General features: G+C 66.6%; 22 protein-coding genes. All 22 read right to left on the bottom strand.

Annotated elements, in window-relative coordinates; all coding sequences use genetic code 11:
- Position 1: 1 nt before the first annotated feature.
- Positions 2 to 541 (bottom strand): 50S ribosomal protein L6, encoded by a 540-nt coding sequence (gene rplF, locus AB0H93_RS22460; protein ID WP_093265631.1) that lies wholly within the window; start codon positions 539 to 541, stop codon positions 2 to 4.
- A gap of 16 nt (positions 542 to 557) precedes the next feature.
- Positions 558 to 956 (bottom strand): 30S ribosomal protein S8, encoded by a 399-nt coding sequence (gene rpsH / locus AB0H93_RS22455; RefSeq protein WP_010315396.1) that lies wholly within the window; start codon positions 954 to 956, stop codon positions 558 to 560.
- Between the two features lie 227 nt (positions 957 to 1183).
- Positions 1184 to 1369 carry a type Z 30S ribosomal protein S14 gene (locus AB0H93_RS22450; RefSeq protein ID WP_010315398.1) on the bottom strand — a complete coding sequence of 62 codons (186 nt, stop codon included), beginning with the start codon at positions 1367 to 1369 and terminating at the stop codon, positions 1184 to 1186.
- A 3-nt stretch (positions 1370 to 1372) separates the two neighbouring features.
- Positions 1373 to 1936: a 50S ribosomal protein L5 gene (gene rplE, locus AB0H93_RS22445; RefSeq protein WP_132493032.1), complete on the bottom strand. Its 564-nt coding sequence runs from the start codon at positions 1934 to 1936 to the stop codon at positions 1373 to 1375.
- Between the two features lie 2 nt (positions 1937 to 1938).
- Positions 1939 to 2253, bottom strand: coding sequence for a 50S ribosomal protein L24 (gene rplX, locus AB0H93_RS22440; protein ID WP_132493033.1), 315 nt, complete (start codon positions 2251 to 2253; stop codon positions 1939 to 1941).
- Complete coding sequence (gene rplN, locus AB0H93_RS22435) at positions 2253 to 2621, bottom strand: 50S ribosomal protein L14 (protein WP_010315405.1); 369 nt, start codon at positions 2619 to 2621, stop codon at positions 2253 to 2255. The genes rplX and rplN overlap by 1 nt, the downstream gene beginning before the upstream one ends.
- 149 nt (positions 2622 to 2770) lie before the next feature.
- A complete protein-coding gene (gene rpsQ / locus AB0H93_RS22430) occupies positions 2771 to 3046 on the bottom strand; it encodes a 30S ribosomal protein S17 (protein ID WP_132493034.1) in 276 nt (91 codons plus the stop codon).
- Positions 3043 to 3285 carry a 50S ribosomal protein L29 gene (rpmC, locus tag AB0H93_RS22425; RefSeq protein ID WP_093265636.1) on the bottom strand — a complete coding sequence of 81 codons (243 nt, stop codon included), beginning with the start codon at positions 3283 to 3285 and terminating at the stop codon, positions 3043 to 3045. Before rpmC ends, rpsQ begins: the two co-directional genes overlap by 4 nt.
- Positions 3285 to 3704, bottom strand: a complete 420-nt coding sequence (gene rplP / locus AB0H93_RS22420) for a 50S ribosomal protein L16 (RefSeq protein WP_132493035.1) — start codon at positions 3702 to 3704, stop codon at positions 3285 to 3287. Before rplP ends, rpmC begins: the two co-directional genes overlap by 1 nt.
- Positions 3705 to 3707: 3 nt before the next feature.
- Complete coding sequence (rpsC, locus tag AB0H93_RS22415; protein ID WP_358388962.1) at positions 3708 to 4547, bottom strand: 30S ribosomal protein S3; 840 nt, start codon at positions 4545 to 4547, stop codon at positions 3708 to 3710.
- Positions 4547 to 4963 (bottom strand): 50S ribosomal protein L22, encoded by a 417-nt coding sequence (rplV, locus tag AB0H93_RS22410; protein WP_093265641.1) that lies wholly within the window; start codon positions 4961 to 4963, stop codon positions 4547 to 4549. The genes rpsC and rplV overlap by 1 nt, the downstream gene beginning before the upstream one ends.
- Before the next feature lie 43 nt (positions 4964 to 5006).
- Positions 5007 to 5288, bottom strand: a complete 282-nt coding sequence (rpsS, locus tag AB0H93_RS22405; RefSeq protein WP_093265642.1) for a 30S ribosomal protein S19 — start codon at positions 5286 to 5288, stop codon at positions 5007 to 5009.
- 18 nt (positions 5289 to 5306) lie between these two features.
- On the bottom strand, positions 5307 to 6140 hold the full coding sequence (gene rplB, locus AB0H93_RS22400) for a 50S ribosomal protein L2 (RefSeq protein WP_093265644.1): 834 nt from the start codon (positions 6138 to 6140) through the stop codon (positions 5307 to 5309).
- A 32-nt stretch (positions 6141 to 6172) separates the two neighbouring features.
- Positions 6173 to 6472: a 50S ribosomal protein L23 gene (gene rplW, locus AB0H93_RS22395; RefSeq protein ID WP_132493037.1), complete on the bottom strand. Its 300-nt coding sequence runs from the start codon at positions 6470 to 6472 to the stop codon at positions 6173 to 6175.
- The gene (gene rplD / locus AB0H93_RS22390) at positions 6469 to 7152 is read right to left on the bottom strand and encodes a 50S ribosomal protein L4 (RefSeq protein WP_132493038.1); all 684 of its coding nucleotides are present in this window, start codon (positions 7150 to 7152) and stop codon (positions 6469 to 6471) included. Before rplD ends, rplW begins: the two co-directional genes overlap by 4 nt.
- Positions 7152 to 7802: a 50S ribosomal protein L3 gene (gene rplC, locus AB0H93_RS22385; RefSeq protein WP_093265649.1), complete on the bottom strand. Its 651-nt coding sequence runs from the start codon at positions 7800 to 7802 to the stop codon at positions 7152 to 7154. Before rplC ends, rplD begins: the two co-directional genes overlap by 1 nt.
- Positions 7803 to 7837: 35 nt before the next feature.
- Complete coding sequence (gene rpsJ / locus AB0H93_RS22380; protein WP_009948626.1) at positions 7838 to 8143, bottom strand: 30S ribosomal protein S10; 306 nt, start codon at positions 8141 to 8143, stop codon at positions 7838 to 7840.
- Positions 8144 to 8785: 642 nt separating this feature from the next.
- The gene (gene tuf / locus AB0H93_RS22375) at positions 8786 to 9979 is read right to left on the bottom strand and encodes an elongation factor Tu (protein WP_093265650.1); all 1194 of its coding nucleotides are present in this window, start codon (positions 9977 to 9979) and stop codon (positions 8786 to 8788) included.
- Between the two features lie 206 nt (positions 9980 to 10185).
- Positions 10186 to 12288, bottom strand: coding sequence for an elongation factor G (fusA, locus tag AB0H93_RS22370; protein ID WP_358574955.1), 2103 nt, complete (start codon positions 12286 to 12288; stop codon positions 10186 to 10188).
- Positions 12289 to 12365: 77 nt separating this feature from the next.
- The gene (gene rpsG, locus AB0H93_RS22365) at positions 12366 to 12836 is read right to left on the bottom strand and encodes a 30S ribosomal protein S7 (RefSeq protein ID WP_010315434.1); all 471 of its coding nucleotides are present in this window, start codon (positions 12834 to 12836) and stop codon (positions 12366 to 12368) included.
- On the bottom strand, positions 12836 to 13210 hold the full coding sequence (gene rpsL / locus AB0H93_RS22360; protein WP_009948619.1) for a 30S ribosomal protein S12: 375 nt from the start codon (positions 13208 to 13210) through the stop codon (positions 12836 to 12838). Before rpsL ends, rpsG begins: the two co-directional genes overlap by 1 nt.
- Positions 13211 to 13693: 483 nt before the next feature.
- Positions 13694 to 13948, bottom strand: a complete 255-nt coding sequence (locus tag AB0H93_RS22355; RefSeq protein ID WP_358574954.1) for a hypothetical protein — start codon at positions 13946 to 13948, stop codon at positions 13694 to 13696.
- Between the last annotated feature and the right edge of the window lie 37 nt (positions 13949 to 13985).

The following is a 13985-nucleotide window of genomic DNA, read 5'->3' as shown; positions in this document are numbered from 1 at the left end:
GTCACTTACCCGTCTTCCCGACCTTGCGGCGGATGATCTCCCCTGCGTAGCGGACACCCTTGCCCTTGTACGGGTCGGGCTTGCGCAGCTTGCGAATCCTGGCCGCGATCTCGCCGACCAGCTGCTTGTCGATGCCCTTGACCGAGAGCTTGGTCGGGCCGTCGACCGCGAACTGGATGCCTTCCGGCGGTTCGATCACGATGGGGTGGCTGTAGCCGAGGGCGAACTCGAGGTTCGACCCCTTCTGCATCACGCGGTAACCGACGCCGTGGATCTCCAGGTTCTTCTGGTATCCCTGGCTGACGCCGATCACCATGTTGTTCACCAACGTGCGGGTGAGCCCGTGCAGCGAACGGCTTTCCCGCTCGTCGTTGGGGCGCTTCACCAGCACCGCGCCGTCCTCGTCCTTCTCGACGATGATCGGCTCGGCAACCTGGTGGTGCAGGCTGCCCTTGGGGCCCTTGACCGTCACCGCCGGGCCGTCGATGGTCACCTCGACGCCGGAGGGGACGGTGATCGGCAGCTTTCCGATGCGCGACATTGCCGCTCCTCCTCCCTTACCAGACGTAGGCGAGGACTTCCCCGCCCACGCCCTTCTTCATGGCCTGCCGGTCGGTCAGCAGACCGCCGGAGGTCGAGATGATCGCGACGCCCAGGCCACCCAGCACCTTCGGCAGGTTGGTGGACTTGGCGTAGACCCGCAGGCCGGGCTTGGAGACCCGGCGCAGGCCCGCGATGCTCCGCTCGCGGTTCGGGCCGTACTTGAGCTCGACGACGAGCTGCTTGCAGTTCTCGCCCTCTTCGACGCGCGAGCCGGACACGTAGCCCTCGCGCTTGAGGATCTCGGCGATGTTCGCCTTCAGCTTGGAGTGCGGCATCACGACCTCGTCGTGGTATGCCGAGTTTCCGTTGCGCAGACGCGTCAGCATGTCTGCGATCGGATCGGTCATCGTCATGACCTGCTCAACCTTTCTCGTCTGGTTCCGATGGGCCCCGATCGCGCACCACCCTGAGGTGGACGTCTGGGCCCTGGCCTGGACGAAGTTCGGGGTTTCCCGGCCGAGCAGCCGGTTCCCTTGTCAATTCGCGTGCAAGCACGGCATTCGCCGCGGAGCGTGGGCATCAGCCCTGGTAGCGCCTGCTGAGGGTACCGGCAATCGGTATCACCCCAGCAGGCGGGCAGTCACCAGGAGGACTTGCTCACACCGGGCAGCTCGCCGGCGTGCGCCATCTCGCGGAAGCACACGCGGCACAGGCCGAACTTGCGGAACACCGCACGCGGCCGACCGCAGCGCTGGCAGCGGGTGTAGCCGCGGACGTTGAACTTCGGCTTGCGCGCCGCCTTGATAACCAGCGCCTTCTTGGCCATCGCTCAGTTCTCCTTGAACGGGAAGCCCAGGTGCTTCAGCAGCGCCCGGCCCTCCTCATTGTTGGTGGCCGTGGTAACGACGGTGATGTCCATGCCACGCGGGCGGTCGATGTTGTCCGGGTTGATCTCGTGGAACATCGACTGCTCGTTGAGGCCGAACGTGTAGTTGCCCTTGCCGTCGAACTGCTTCGGCGACAGCCCGCGGAAGTCGCGGATTCGCGGCAGCGCGATGGTGACCAGGCGGTCCAGGAACTCCCACATCCGGTCGCCGCGCAGGGTGACCCGCGCACCGATCGGCATGCCCTCGCGGAGCTTGAACTGCGCGATGGACTTCCGGGCCTTGCGGATCTCCGGCTTCTGACCGGTGATGATCGACAGGTCGCGGACCGCGCCCTCGATCAGCTTGCTGTCCCGAGCGGCGTCGCCAACACCCATGTTGACCACGACCTTGACCACGCCCGGCGTCTGCATCACGTTGGAGTAGTCGAACTCCTCGTTCAGCGCCTGGCGGATCTCCTCGCGGTAACGGGTCTTCAGCCGCGGGACGATCTTCTCAGCGGTAGTCATGATCAGATGTCCTTACCGTTACGACGAGAGATGCGAACCTTCTTGCCGTCCTCACCGATGCGGTAGCCGACCCGGGTGGGCTTGCCGTCGGAGTCCACGACCATCACGTTGCTCACGTGGATCGGTGCTTCCTGGGTGACGATGCCGCCGGACTGCGCGCCACGCTCGGTCCGCGAGACCTTGGTGTGCTTCTTGATCCGGTTGACACCCTCGACCAGGACGCGCTGCTCCTGCGGGATGGCCTTGATGACCTTGCCCTTGGCGCCCTTGTCCTTGCCGGAGATGACGACGACCGTGTCGCCCTTCTTGATCTTCATCACAAAACCTCCGGCGCGAGCGAGATGATCTTCATGAACTTCTTGTCGCGCAGCTCGCGGGCGACCGGACCGAAGATACGGGTGCCCCGCGGCTCACCACCGGGCTTGACCAGCACCGCGGCGTTCTCGTCGAAACGGATGTAGGAACCATCCGCACGACGCTTTTCCTTCTTCTGCCGGACGATGACGGCCTTGACCACATCGCCCTTCTTCACACCGGCACCGGGGATGGCTTCCTTGACGGTCGCCACGATGATGTCCCCGAGGCCCGCGTACCGGCGACCCGACCCACCGAGGACACGGATCGTGAGGATCTCCTTGGCCCCGGTGTTGTCGGCGACACGCAGTCGCGACTCCTGCTGGATCACGTCTTTCTCCTGACCCTAAGTACCCGGATCTGGCCCGGGCACACTCTGGCGCGCCAAATTTCCGACCTGACGCGCGCGGTCAACTTCCGGCACGAGAACGGCCGGCCGCTGGGATGGTTCCCGGCGGCCGGCCGGCCGCACACCTTCGTTTACTTGGCCTTCTCGAGGATCTCGACCAGTCGCCAGCGCTTGCTGGCCGACAGCGGACGAGTCTCCATCAGCAGCACGCGGTCGCCGACACCGGCCGTGTTGGCCTCGTCGTGCGCCTTGACCTTGCTGGTCTGCCGCATGACCTTGCCGTAGAGCGCGTGCTTCTTGCGGTCTTCGAGGGAGACCACGATCGTCTTGTCCATCTTGTCCGAGACGACGTAGCCCTCGCGCACCTTGCGACGGTTGCGCTCCACGCCCTGTCCTTTCTCGCTCATGCCGCGCCCTCCTCAGCGCCTTCGGGGGAAACCGTCAGGCCCAGTTCGCGTTCACGCATGATCGTGTAGATCCGGGCGATGTCCTGCCGGACCGTGCGCAGCCGCCGGTTGTTGCTCAGCTGACCGGTGGCCATCTGGAAGCGGAGGTTGAACAGCTCCTCCTTGGCTTCCTTCAGCCGCTGCACGAGCTCCTCGGCGTTGAGTTCGCGGAGCTCGGATGCGGTGACACCCGCTGCCATCAGAAGTCACCACCCTCGCGGGACACGATCTTGCACTTCATCGGGAGCTTGTGCGCCGCACGGGTCAGCGCCTCGATCGCCGTCTTCTCGTTCGGGAAGGTCAGCTCGAACATGATGCGTCCGGGCTTGACGTTGGCGACCCAGGCCTCCGGCGAACCCTTACCGGAACCCTGACGGGTTTCGGCGGGCTTCTTGGTCAGCGGGCGGTCCGGGAAGATGTTGATCCACACCTTGCCGCCACGCTTGACGTGCCGGGTGATCGCGATACGAGCCGACTCGATCTGACGGTTGGTCACGTAGCCGTGCTCGACCGCCTGAATGCCGTACTCACCGAAGCTGATCCGGGTACCACCCTTGGCCATGCCCTTGCGCTTCGGGGCGTGGCTCTTGCGCCACTTCACCCTGCGTGGGACGAGCACGTCTCAGCCCTCCGTCTTCTCTTCAGCCGCAGCAGCCTGCGGCTGCTCGCCCTCCGCGGCCTTCTCGGCCTTGGCGGACTTGTCAGCTGCAGCGCGGTCCGCGCCACCGGCACCCCGGCGACGGCCACCGCGGTCCGGACGGCCACCGCGGTCACCGCGGTCACCGCCGCCGCGCGGCGGACGGACCTCGGACTCCTGCTGCTTCTGCTTCAGGCCACCGACCAGCTCGCCCTTGTAGATCCACACCTTGACGCCGATGCGCCCGAAGGTGGTGCGGGCCTCGAAGAAGCCGTAGTCGATGTCCGCGCGCAGCGTGTGCAGCGGAACCCGGCCCTCGCGGTAGAACTCCGAGCGGGACATCTCCGCGCCGCCCAGGCGACCCGAGCACTGCACCCGGATGCCCTTGACCTGCGACGAGCGCATGGCCGACTGAATGGCCTTGCGCATCGCGCGCCGGAAGGACACGCGGTTGGACAGCTGCTCGGCCACGCCCTGCGCGACCAGCTGGGCGTCCGCCTCGGGGTTCTTGACCTCGAGGATGTTGAGCTGGACCTGCTTGCCGGTCAGCTTCTCCAGCGAACCGCGGATGCGGTCCGCCTCGGCACCGCGGCGGCCGATGACGATGCCCGGCCGAGCGGTGTGAATGTCCACGCGGACCCGCTCGCGGGTGCGCTCGATCTCAACCTTCGAGATCCCAGCGCGCTCCATGCCGCGAGACAGCTGCCGGCGGATCTTGACGTCCTCCGCGACGTACTCCGAGTACTGCTTGTCGGCGTACCAGCGAGACTTCCAGTCCGTGGTGATGCCGAGTCGGAAGCCGTGCGGGTTGATCTTCTGACCCACTACCGGGCACTCCCCTTCTGGCTCTTTCGGGACTTGGTCGCCGCCTTCGGCCGAGACTCGACCTCGACCGTGATGTGGCTGGTCCGCTTGCGGATCCGGTACGCACGACCCTGCGCGCGCGGCCGGAACCGCTTCAACGTCGGGCCCTCGTCCACGTACGCGTGGCGCACGACCAGCGTCTCGGGGTCGAGGGAGAGGTTGTTCTCAGCGTTGGCGATCGCACTGGCGAGCACCTTCGACACCGGACCGCTGGCGGTCTGCGGCGCGAACTGGAGCACGGCCAGGGCATCGGCGGCACTCCGGCCCTTGATGAGCTCGACCACGCGGCGCGCCTTCATCGGCGACACGCGGACGAACCGGGCCCGCGCCACTGCGTGCGGGAACTCCGCAGCAGTGTCGTCGGAACGGGCTGTCATCCTGCTACCCCTTGCTCTTACTCGTTCGTGTCACAGCCCCGGCTCAGCGGCGGCGCGACTTCCGGTCGTCCTTGACGTGGCCCTTGAAAGTACGGGTCGGGGCGAACTCGCCCAGCTTGTGCCCGACCATCGACTCGGTGACGAACACCGGGATGTGCTTGCGACCGTCGTGCACCGCGAAGGTGTGGCCCAGCATGTCCGGGATGATCGTCGACCGGCGGGACCAGGTCTTGATCACGGTCTTCTTGCCCGACTCGTTAAGCACGTCCACCTTCTTGAGCAGGTGGTCGTCCACGAACGGGCCCTTCTTCAGGCTGCGTGGCATGTTTGCTTACCTCCCTGCTCAGCGCTTCTTGCCGGTACGGCGACGGCGGACGATGAGCTTGTCACTGGGCTTGCGGCGGCGGGTGCGACCCTCCGGCTTGCCCTTCGGGTTGACCGGGTGACGACCACCGGAGGTCTTGCCCTCACCACCACCGTGCGGGTGGTCCACCGGGTTCATGACGACACCACGGACGGTCGGGCGCTTGCCCTTCCACCGCATGCGGCCGGCCTTGCCCCAGTTGATGTTGGCGTGCTCGGAGTTGCCGACCTCGCCGACGGTGGCCCGGCACCGCGCGTCCACGTTGCGGATTTCGCCCGAGGGCATCCGCAGCTGGGCGTACGGGCCGTCCTTTGCCACCAGCTGCACCCGGGCACCGGCCGAGCGAGCGATCTTCGCGCCCTGTCCGGGGCGGAGCTCGATCGCGTGGATCACGGTGCCGGTCGGGATGTTGCGCAGCGGCAGGTTGTTACCCGGCTTGATGTCCGCACGCGCACCGCTCTCGATCGCGTCGCCCTGCTTGATGTTGTTCGGCGCGATGATGTAGCGCTTCTCGCCATCGGCGTAGTGCAGGAGCGCGATCCGAGCACTGCGGTTCGGGTCGTACTCGATGTGCGCGACCTTGGCCGGCACACCGTCCTTGTCGTTGCGGCGGAAGTCGATCACGCGGTAAGCCCGCTTGTGACCGCCACCCTTGTGCCGCGTGGTGATCTTGCCCTGAGCGTTGCGGCCCGCCTTCTTGTTCAGCGGACGCACCAACGACTTCTCCGGCTCCGACCGGGTGATCTCGGCGAAGTCGGACACGCTCGCGCCACGACGGCCCGGCGTCGTCGGCTTGTACTTGCGAATGCCCATTGTTAACGCAACCTCGTCCTAATCAGCACCGGTCAGGCGGCCGGTCCGCCGAAGATCTCGATCGGCTTGCTCTCCGGCGACAGGGTGACGATCGCCCGCTTGGTGTCCTTGCGCTTGCCGAACCCGGTGCGGGAACGCTTGCGCTTGCCGTTGCGGTTGATCGTGTTGACGCTGGTGACCTTGACGTCGAAGATCTTCTCGATCGCGATCTTGATCTCGGTCTTGTTCGAGCGCGGGTCCACCAGGAAGGTGTACTGGCTCTGCTCGAGCAACCCGTAGCTCTTCTCGGAGATCACCGGCGCAAGGATGATGTCTCGCGGGTCGGCGCTCACTGCTCTGCCTCCTCTGCGGAAGACGCGGCGGCCTTGACCGACCGGCCCTTGACCGGGCCCGCGACGAAGCGCTCGTACGCGGCCTTGGTGAACACGACGTCGTCGCTGTTGAGCACGTCGTAGGTGTTCAGCTGACCCGGGTCGATCAGGTGCACGTTCTGCAGGTTCCGCAGGCTCAACCAGGAGTTCTCCTCCTCGTGGCGGTTGAGCACGATCAGAACCTTCTTGGCCTCGGTCCAGTTCCGCAGCGCGGTCTTGGCGGACTTGGTGGACGGCGTCTCGCCGCCGACCACGCCGGTGACCACGTGCAGCTGGCCGGCGCGAACCCGGTCGGAGAGGGCACCGCGCAGGGCGGCGACCTTCATCTTCTTCGGGGTCCGCTGCGAGTAGTCCCGCGGCTGCGGCCCGTGAACGATGCCACCACCGGTGAACTGCGGGGCCCGGATGGAGCCCTGCCGGGCGTTGCCGGTGCCCTTCTGGCGGTACGGCTTCTTGCCGCCGCCGGACACCATGCCACGCGTCTTCGTGGAGTGCGTGCCCTGGCGCGCGGCGGCCAGCTGGGCCACCACGACCTGGTGCATCAGCGCCACGTTGGCCTGCACGTCGAAGATCTCGGCGGGCAGTTCGACGGTGCCGTCGGTCTTACCGTCCGGGGTACGGACATCGAGCGTCAGGCTCATCACGCACCACCCTTCGCGGGACTCTTAACCAGGACCAGGCCGCCCTTGGGGCCGGGGACGGCACCCTTGATCAGCAGCAGGCCGGTCTCGGACTCCACCTTGTGGACCTTCAGGTTCTGCGTGGTGACGCGGTCGGAACCCATCCGCCCGGCCATCCGCATGCCCTTGAACACGCGACCGGGGGTGGCGCAGCCACCGATGGAACCCGGCTTGCGGTGCACGGCCTGGGTACCGTGGCTGGCGCCCTGGCTGCGGAAACCGTGCCGCTTGATGGTGCCCGCGAAGCCCTTGCCCTTGCTGGTGCCGACGACGTCGACGACCGCGCCCGCTTCGAAGACGTCCGCGCCGAGCTCCTGGCCCAGCTCGTACTCACCGGCGTCGGCGGTGCGCAGCTCCACGACGTGGCGGCGCGGGGTGACGCCGGCCTTGGCGAAGTGGCCGCTCCGCGGCTTGTTCACCTTGCGCGGGTCGATGGCGCCGAACGCCAGCTGCACGGCCGCGTAGCCGTCCTTTTCGGGGGTCCGAATCTGGGTCACCACGTTCGGCCCGGCCTGGACGACGGTCACCGGGACAATCCGGTTCTGGTCGTCGAAGACCTGGGTCATGCCGAGCTTGGTGCCCAGAATCCCCTTGATCTGCCTGTCAGACATAGGTCTCGTTCTCTCCAGCTACCTCGTCGCCGCGCTTACTGGATGTTCACGTCGACGCTGGCCGGCAGGTCGATGCGCATCAGCGCGTCAACCGTCTTCGGCGTCGGTTCGAGGATGTCGATGAGCCGCTTGTGCGTCCGCATCTCGAAGTGCTCCCGCGAGTCCTTGTACTTGTGCGGGGAGCGGATGACGCAGTAGACGTTCTTCTCCGTGGGCAGCGGCACCGGCCCAACGACCCGAGCGCCGGTGCGCGTCACGGTCTCGACGATCTTGCGTGCGGACGCGTCGATCGCCTCGTGGTCGTAGGCCTTGAGCCGGATGCGGATCTTCTGTCCCGCCATAGTGGCTTGCCGTTCCTCTAGTCTCGTGCCGCGGTTTCGTCTTGGGTGCGGGTGCACCGCACCCTCGCGGGCGGTGGTGCCCCACGCGGCCTCGGCCTTGCGTCATCCCGATGACGGGAGGCGCCACAGCTCTCAGTCCGCCCCTGTTCAGGTATCTGGTGCCCGGTACACGCGGTCGGGCGTGTCGCCCGGCTACCGCATACCGGTCCCCTCGAACGTCGCCGATGGGGTGGGCCTTGCGGCCCGTACACCTTCTTGTGCCCTGTTCGGCCCGCCACCGGCGAACCGGCGGCACCAGCACCGCCTGAGAACAGCCGGTGAACCAGAACAAGGGCGCGAGGCCCTCGCAGCAAAGCGGCCGTTGCTTCGAACCTTCTCGATTTCGATCAGTTCAAAACCCGGCCGCCCTGAACGAGCAACCCATACAGGATGACACACCCGTTTATCCAGCCCAAACCGGGGGTGGCATTACGGGAGAACTGTTGCCGGGCTCACCTCGCCCGGGCGGTCCCGTGGCGGAATCCCGGACACCGGTGGTCGGGGCCGAGCGGTACGCCGCCCCGAAGACGAAACTTCGGCAGGTTTGTCACCTGAAAAGCAAGAGGGCCCGCTCCCGAAGAACGGGAGCGGGCCCTCGCCACGTCACTTGTTGATCTTGGTGACGCGACCGGCGCCGACGGTGCGGCCACCCTCGCGGATCGCGAAGCGCAGACCCTCGTCCATCGCGATGGGCTGGATCAGCTGGACCGACATCTCGGTGTTGTCGCCCGGCATGACCATCTCGGTGCCCTCGGGGAGGGTCACCACGCCGGTCACGTCGGTGGTCCGGAAGTAGAACTGCGGACGGTAGTTGTTGAAGAACGGCGTGTGCCGGCCACCCTCGTCCTTGGACAGGATGTACACCTGAGCCTCGAACTCGGTGTGCGGGGTGGTGGTGCCGGGCTTCACGACGACCATGCCGCGCTCGACCTCTTCGCGCTTGACACCGCGGATCAGCAGACCGACGTTGTCACCCGCCTGGCCCTCGTCGAGCAGCTTGCGGAACATCTCGACACCGGTGACGGTGGTCTTGATCGGCTTCTCCTTGATACCGACCATCTCCACCTCCTCGTTCACCTTGACCACACCGCGCTCGATGCGGCCGGTGACCACGGTGCCGCGGCCGGTGATGGAGAAGACGTCCTCGATCGGCATCAGGAACGGCTTCTCGATCTCGCGAACCGGGTCCGGGACGTTCTCGTCCACGGCGTCCATCAGCTCGACGATCTTGGCGCCCCACTCGGCGTCGCCCTCCAGCGCCTTCAGCGCGGAAACGCGGACGACCGGCACGTCGTCACCCGGGAACTCCTGGGCCGACAGCAGCTCGCGGACCTCCATCTCGACGAGCTCGAGGATTTCCTCGTCGTCGACCATGTCGGACTTGTTCAGCGCGACCAGGATGTAGGGAACGCCGACCTGGCGGGCCAGCAGCACGTGCTCGCGGGTCTGCGGCATCGGGCCGTCGGTGGCCGCGACCACCAGGATCGCGCCGTCCATCTGCGCGGCACCGGTGATCATGTTCTTCACGTAGTCGGCGTGACCCGGGGCGTCCACGTGGGCGTAGTGGCGCTTCTCGGTCTGGTACTCGACGTGCGCGATCTGAATGGTGATACCGCGCTCGCGCTCCTCCGGCGCCTTGTCGATCTCGTCGAACGGCGTGAAGGGGTTCAGGTCCGGGTACTTGTCGTGCAGAACCTTGGTGATGGCCGCGGTGAGCGTGGTCTTGCCGTGGTCAACGTGACCGATGGTCCCGATGTTGACGTGCGGCTTGTCCCTCTCGAACTTCGCCTTAGCCACTGGATTGTCCTCCTGGACTTGTTAACTTTCCGCCGTACGACTTGTTGTGCCAGGCGGAGTCCTGTCGGGTAGGTGACGGGTGGGCCGCTCCCCTTGCGGGGGTGGCGGCCCGTCCGCCGCCGAACTGGAGGGGATTGCTCCCCGGTCGCCTTCGCGAGGCGTTTGCCTCGTGCCCGGTCCCGGCTCAGCCGCGACCGGGCACCGGGTCACTCGCCCGTTGCCTTGGCGATGATCTCCTTCGCCACGTTCGCCGGAACCTCGGCGTAGGAGTCGAACACCATCGAGTAGTTGGCACGGCCCTGGGTCTTCGACCGCAGGTCGCCGACATACCCGAACATCTCCGACAGCGGCACGAGGGCCTTGACGACGCGGGTACCGCTGCGCTCCTCCATGGCCTGGATCTGACCACGGCGGGAGTTCAGGTCGCCGATGACATCGCCCATGTAGTCCTCGGGCGTGGTCACCTCGACCGCCATCATGGGCTCGAGCAGCGCCGGGGAGGCCTTGGCGGCGGCTTCCTTCAGCGCCATCGAACCGGCGACCTTGAAGGCCATTTCCGAGGAGTCGACCTCGTGGTACTGGCCGTCGAGCAAGGTCACCTTCACGCCGACCAGCGGGTAGCCGGCCAGCACGCCGTACTGCATCGCGTCCTGCGCGCCCTGGTCCACCGAGGGGATGTACTCGCGCGGGATGCGCCCACCGGTGACCTTGTTCTCGAACTCGTAGGTCGCGCTCTCCGACGTCTGCTCGATCGGCGACAGGCCGATGATCACGCGCGCGAACTGACCGGAACCACCGGTCTGCTTCTTGTGCGTGTACTCGTACTTGTCGATCGACTTGCGGATCGTCTCGCGGTAGGCCACCTGCGGCTTGCCGATGTTGGCCTCGACCTTGAAGTCGGTCTTCATCCGGTTGACGAGCACCTCGAGGTGCAGCTCGCCCATGCCCTTGATGATGGTCTGACCGGTCTCCTCGTCCAGCTTGACCTGGAACGTGGGGTCTTCCTCGGCGAGCTTCTGGATCGCCGTGGACAGCTTCTCCTGGTCGGCCTTCGTCTTGGGCTCGATGGCCACCTCGATGACCGGAGCCGGGAAGGTCATCGACTCCAGCACGATCGGGTTCGCCGGGTCGCACAGGGTGTCACCGGTCGTGGTGTCCTTGAGCCCGATCACCGCGTAGATGTGACCGGCCTGGATCTCGTCGACCGGGTTCTCCTTGTTGGAGTGCATCTGGAACATCTTCCCGATGCGCTCCTTGCGCTCCTTGGTCGAGTTGATGACCTGGGTGCCCGCGGCGACCTTGCCCGAGTAGACCCGGACGTAGGTCAGCTTGCCGAAGAACGGGTGCACCGCGATCTTCGAGACCAGCGCGGCGAACGGCTCGTCGGTGCTCGGCTTGCGCTCGGCCTCGGTGACGCCGTCGGGCAGCAGACCCTGCACCGGCGGGACGTCCAGCGGCGACGGCAGGTAGTCCACCACCGCGTCCAGCATCGGCTGGACACCCTTGTTCTTGAACGCGGTACCGCACAGGACCGGGAAGGCCTCGCGGCTGTTGGTCAGCTTGCGGATGCCGGACTTGATCTGCTCTTCGGTCAGCTCCTCGCCACCGAAGTAGGCCTCCATCAGGGCCTCGTCGGACTCCGCGACGGCCTCGACCAGCTTCTCGCGGTACTCCGCGGCCTTCTCGGCGAGGTCGGCCGGGATGTCCTCGACCTCGTAGTCCTCGCCCTTCTTGACCTCGCCGCGCCAGGTCAGCGCCTTCATGCGGACCAGGTCGACGACGCCCTGGAAGTCCGACTCGGCGCCGATCGGCAGCTGCAGCACCAGCGGCCGGGCGTGGAGGCGTTCCTCGATCGTCCGAACCGTGAAGTAGAAGTCCGCACCCAGCTTGTCCATCTTGTTGACGAAGCAGATGCGCGGAACGTCGTACTTGTCCGCCTGACGCCAGACCTGCTCGGACTGCGGTTCGACACCTTCCTTACCGTCGAACACCGCGACCGCGCCGTCCAGGACGCGCAGCGACCGCTCCACCTCGACCGTGAAGTCGACGTGGCCCGGGGTGTCGATGATGTTGATCTGAGTGTCGCCCCAGAAGGTCGTGGTAGCAGCCGAGGTAATGGTGATACCCCGCTTCTGCTCCTCTTCCATCCAGTCCATCGTCGCGGCGCCGTCGTGCACCTCGCCGATCTTGTACGTGATCCCCGTGTAGTAGAGGATCCGCTCGGTCGTGGTGGTCTTGCCCGCGTCGATGTGGGCCATGATGCCGATGTTGCGGACCTTGGTCAGGTCTGTCAGCACGTCGCGTGCCACGAGTTTCTTCCCCGTTCCCTACAGCAGGTGCAAGCTGTCGAATCGGTGCGCCGAGGCGGGCAAGAGCCGACCCGACGTCACCAGCGGTAGTGCGCGAAGGCCTTGTTGGACTCCGCCATCTTGTGCGTGTCTTCACGCTTCTTGACGCTCGCGCCGAGACCGTTGCTCGCGTCCAGCAGCTCGTTCATCAGGCGCTCGACCATGGTCTTCTCGCGGCGCTGCCGGGAGTAACCGACCAGCCAGCGCAGCGCGAGGGTGGTGGAGCGACCGGCGCGCACCTCGATCGGCACCTGGTAGGTCGCGCCACCGACGCGGCGGCTGCGGACCTCCAGGGTCGGCTTCACGTTGTCGAGGGCACGCTTGAGCGTGACGACCGGGTCGGTACCGGTCTTCTCCCGGCAGCCTTCCAGCGCCGCGTAAACGATCCGCTCGGCCAGCGAGCGCTTGCCGTCCACGAGGACCTTGTTCACCAGCTGCGTGACCAACGGCGCGCCGTAAACGGGATCGGCGTGCAGCGGCCGCTTCGGGGCCGGACCCTTGCGGGGCATCAGCTCTTCTCCTTCTTCGCGCCGTACCGGCTGCGAGCCTGCTTGCGGTTCTTCACACCCTGGGTGTCAGCGGAACCGCGGATGATCTTGTAGCGCACGCCGGGGAGGTCCTTCACACGGCCGCCACGAACGAGCACGATCGAGTGCTCCTGCAGGTTGTGGCCTTCACCCGGGATGTAGGCCGTGACCTCGATGCCGCTGGTCAGCTTGACACGAGCGACCTTGCGCAGTGCCGAGTTGGGCTTCTTCGGGGTGGTCGTGTACACGCGGGTGCACACGCCACGCCGCTGCGGGCTCCCCTTGAGCGCCGCAGTCTTGGTCTTGGCGACCTTGTCCTGGCGGCCCTTACGGACCAGCTGCTGGATGGTGGGCATGGACCGGCTTTCTGTCAGCGTTCGCGTCTTCTGGTACTCGACCAAGCGGCGCTCGTTCGAGCTTCGGCGTGCCCTGGCGTCGAGCACCTGTCAGGCACTGTGTTTCGGGACTCCTCCCGCACCACGAGGTCGGGCGTGTCGCCCGCTCCTCGGCCTTTCGGCGCCGATGCGCCCCAATGGGAACGACCCCAGAGGGTTGTCGAGAGGAGTTCCACACATCCTCGGCGCTGGCGCGGTCTCAACCAGCGGCTGGCGACCACGTCATGCACGGGCATGCGGATCGACCCGATGGGTGTCGGGTCCGATAAACAAAGATACCTGCCCCGTTCTCAGAGGGTCAAAACGGGGTCCCCCTTGACCTGCTCGATCACCCGGCGCTGCGACGGCGCCACCTCGGGGTGCGAGCTCGCGGCTTCCCTCCCGGACACTCTACCCAGGCTGACAAGGGCCTCCCGCGGAGCGAGATCGGTCACACCGGCGGGGTCATTCGGCCGGCCACACCACGACCCAGCTGGCCTGCCCGAGCGGCCGCCCGGCCGCCGGGTGCTGGCGCTGGATGCGGCCGTGGTCCCGGCGCAGCGGGCGCGGGTCGCCGTCCGGGCCGCCGACGACGACCTCCACCCCGACGGCGTTGGCCACCGCGAGCGCCTCCGGCGGCGTCCGGCCGACCAGGTCCGGGATGGGCCGCGGATCGCCGTAGTAGTCGAGGTACCGGTTGACTCCGCGCGCCGGCCTCATGACGCCGCCCCAGGACCTGCGGGCGTGGTGAGAGGGG

The organism is Saccharopolyspora sp. NPDC050642, from assembly GCF_040654735.1.
GTDB lineage: Bacteria > Actinomycetota > Actinomycetes > Mycobacteriales > Pseudonocardiaceae > Saccharopolyspora > Saccharopolyspora elongata.
The sequence above is the reverse complement of the archived record's forward strand: the minus strand, read 5'-3'. Positions and strand labels throughout refer to the sequence as shown.

Coding starts and splice junctions, on each gene's coding strand:
- rpsJ (WP_009948626.1), bottom strand. CDS start 8,143: ATGGCGGGACAGAAGATCCGCATCCGGCTCAAGGCCTACGACCACGAG.
- rplC (WP_093265649.1), bottom strand. CDS start 7,802: ATGTCTGACAGGCAGATCAAGGGGATTCTGGGCACCAAGCTCGGCATG.
- rpsQ (WP_132493034.1), bottom strand. CDS start 3,046: ATGAGCGAGAAAGGACAGGGCGTGGAGCGCAACCGTCGCAAGGTGCGC.
- rpsL (WP_009948619.1), bottom strand. CDS start 13,210: ATGCCCACCATCCAGCAGCTGGTCCGTAAGGGCCGCCAGGACAAGGTC.
- rplV (WP_093265641.1), bottom strand. CDS start 4,963: ATGACAGCCCGTTCCGACGACACTGCTGCGGAGTTCCCGCACGCAGTG.
- AB0H93_RS22450 (WP_010315398.1), bottom strand. CDS start 1,369: ATGGCCAAGAAGGCGCTGGTTATCAAGGCGGCGCGCAAGCCGAAGTTC.
- rpsH (WP_010315396.1), bottom strand. CDS start 956: ATGACGATGACCGATCCGATCGCAGACATGCTGACGCGTCTGCGCAAC.
- rplD (WP_132493038.1), bottom strand. CDS start 7,152: ATGAGCCTGACGCTCGATGTCCGTACCCCGGACGGTAAGACCGACGGC.
- rpsG (WP_010315434.1), bottom strand. CDS start 12,836: ATGCCCCGCAAGGGTCCGGCCCCGAAGCGGCCGCTGCACGCCGATCCC.
- rpsS (WP_093265642.1), bottom strand. CDS start 5,288: ATGCCACGCAGCCTGAAGAAGGGCCCGTTCGTGGACGACCACCTGCTC.
- rplE (WP_132493032.1), bottom strand. CDS start 1,936: ATGACTACCGCTGAGAAGATCGTCCCGCGGCTGAAGACCCGTTACCGC.
- AB0H93_RS22355 (WP_358574954.1), bottom strand. CDS start 13,948: ATGAGGCCGGCGCGCGGAGTCAACCGGTACCTCGACTACTACGGCGAT.
- rpmC (WP_093265636.1), bottom strand. CDS start 3,285: ATGGCAGCGGGTGTCACCGCATCCGAGCTCCGCGAACTCAACGCCGAG.
- rplF (WP_093265631.1), bottom strand. CDS start 541: ATGTCGCGCATCGGAAAGCTGCCGATCACCGTCCCCTCCGGCGTCGAG.
- rplB (WP_093265644.1), bottom strand. CDS start 6,140: ATGGGCATTCGCAAGTACAAGCCGACGACGCCGGGCCGTCGTGGCGCG.
- rplX (WP_132493033.1), bottom strand. CDS start 2,253: ATGAAGATCAAGAAGGGCGACACGGTCGTCGTCATCTCCGGCAAGGAC.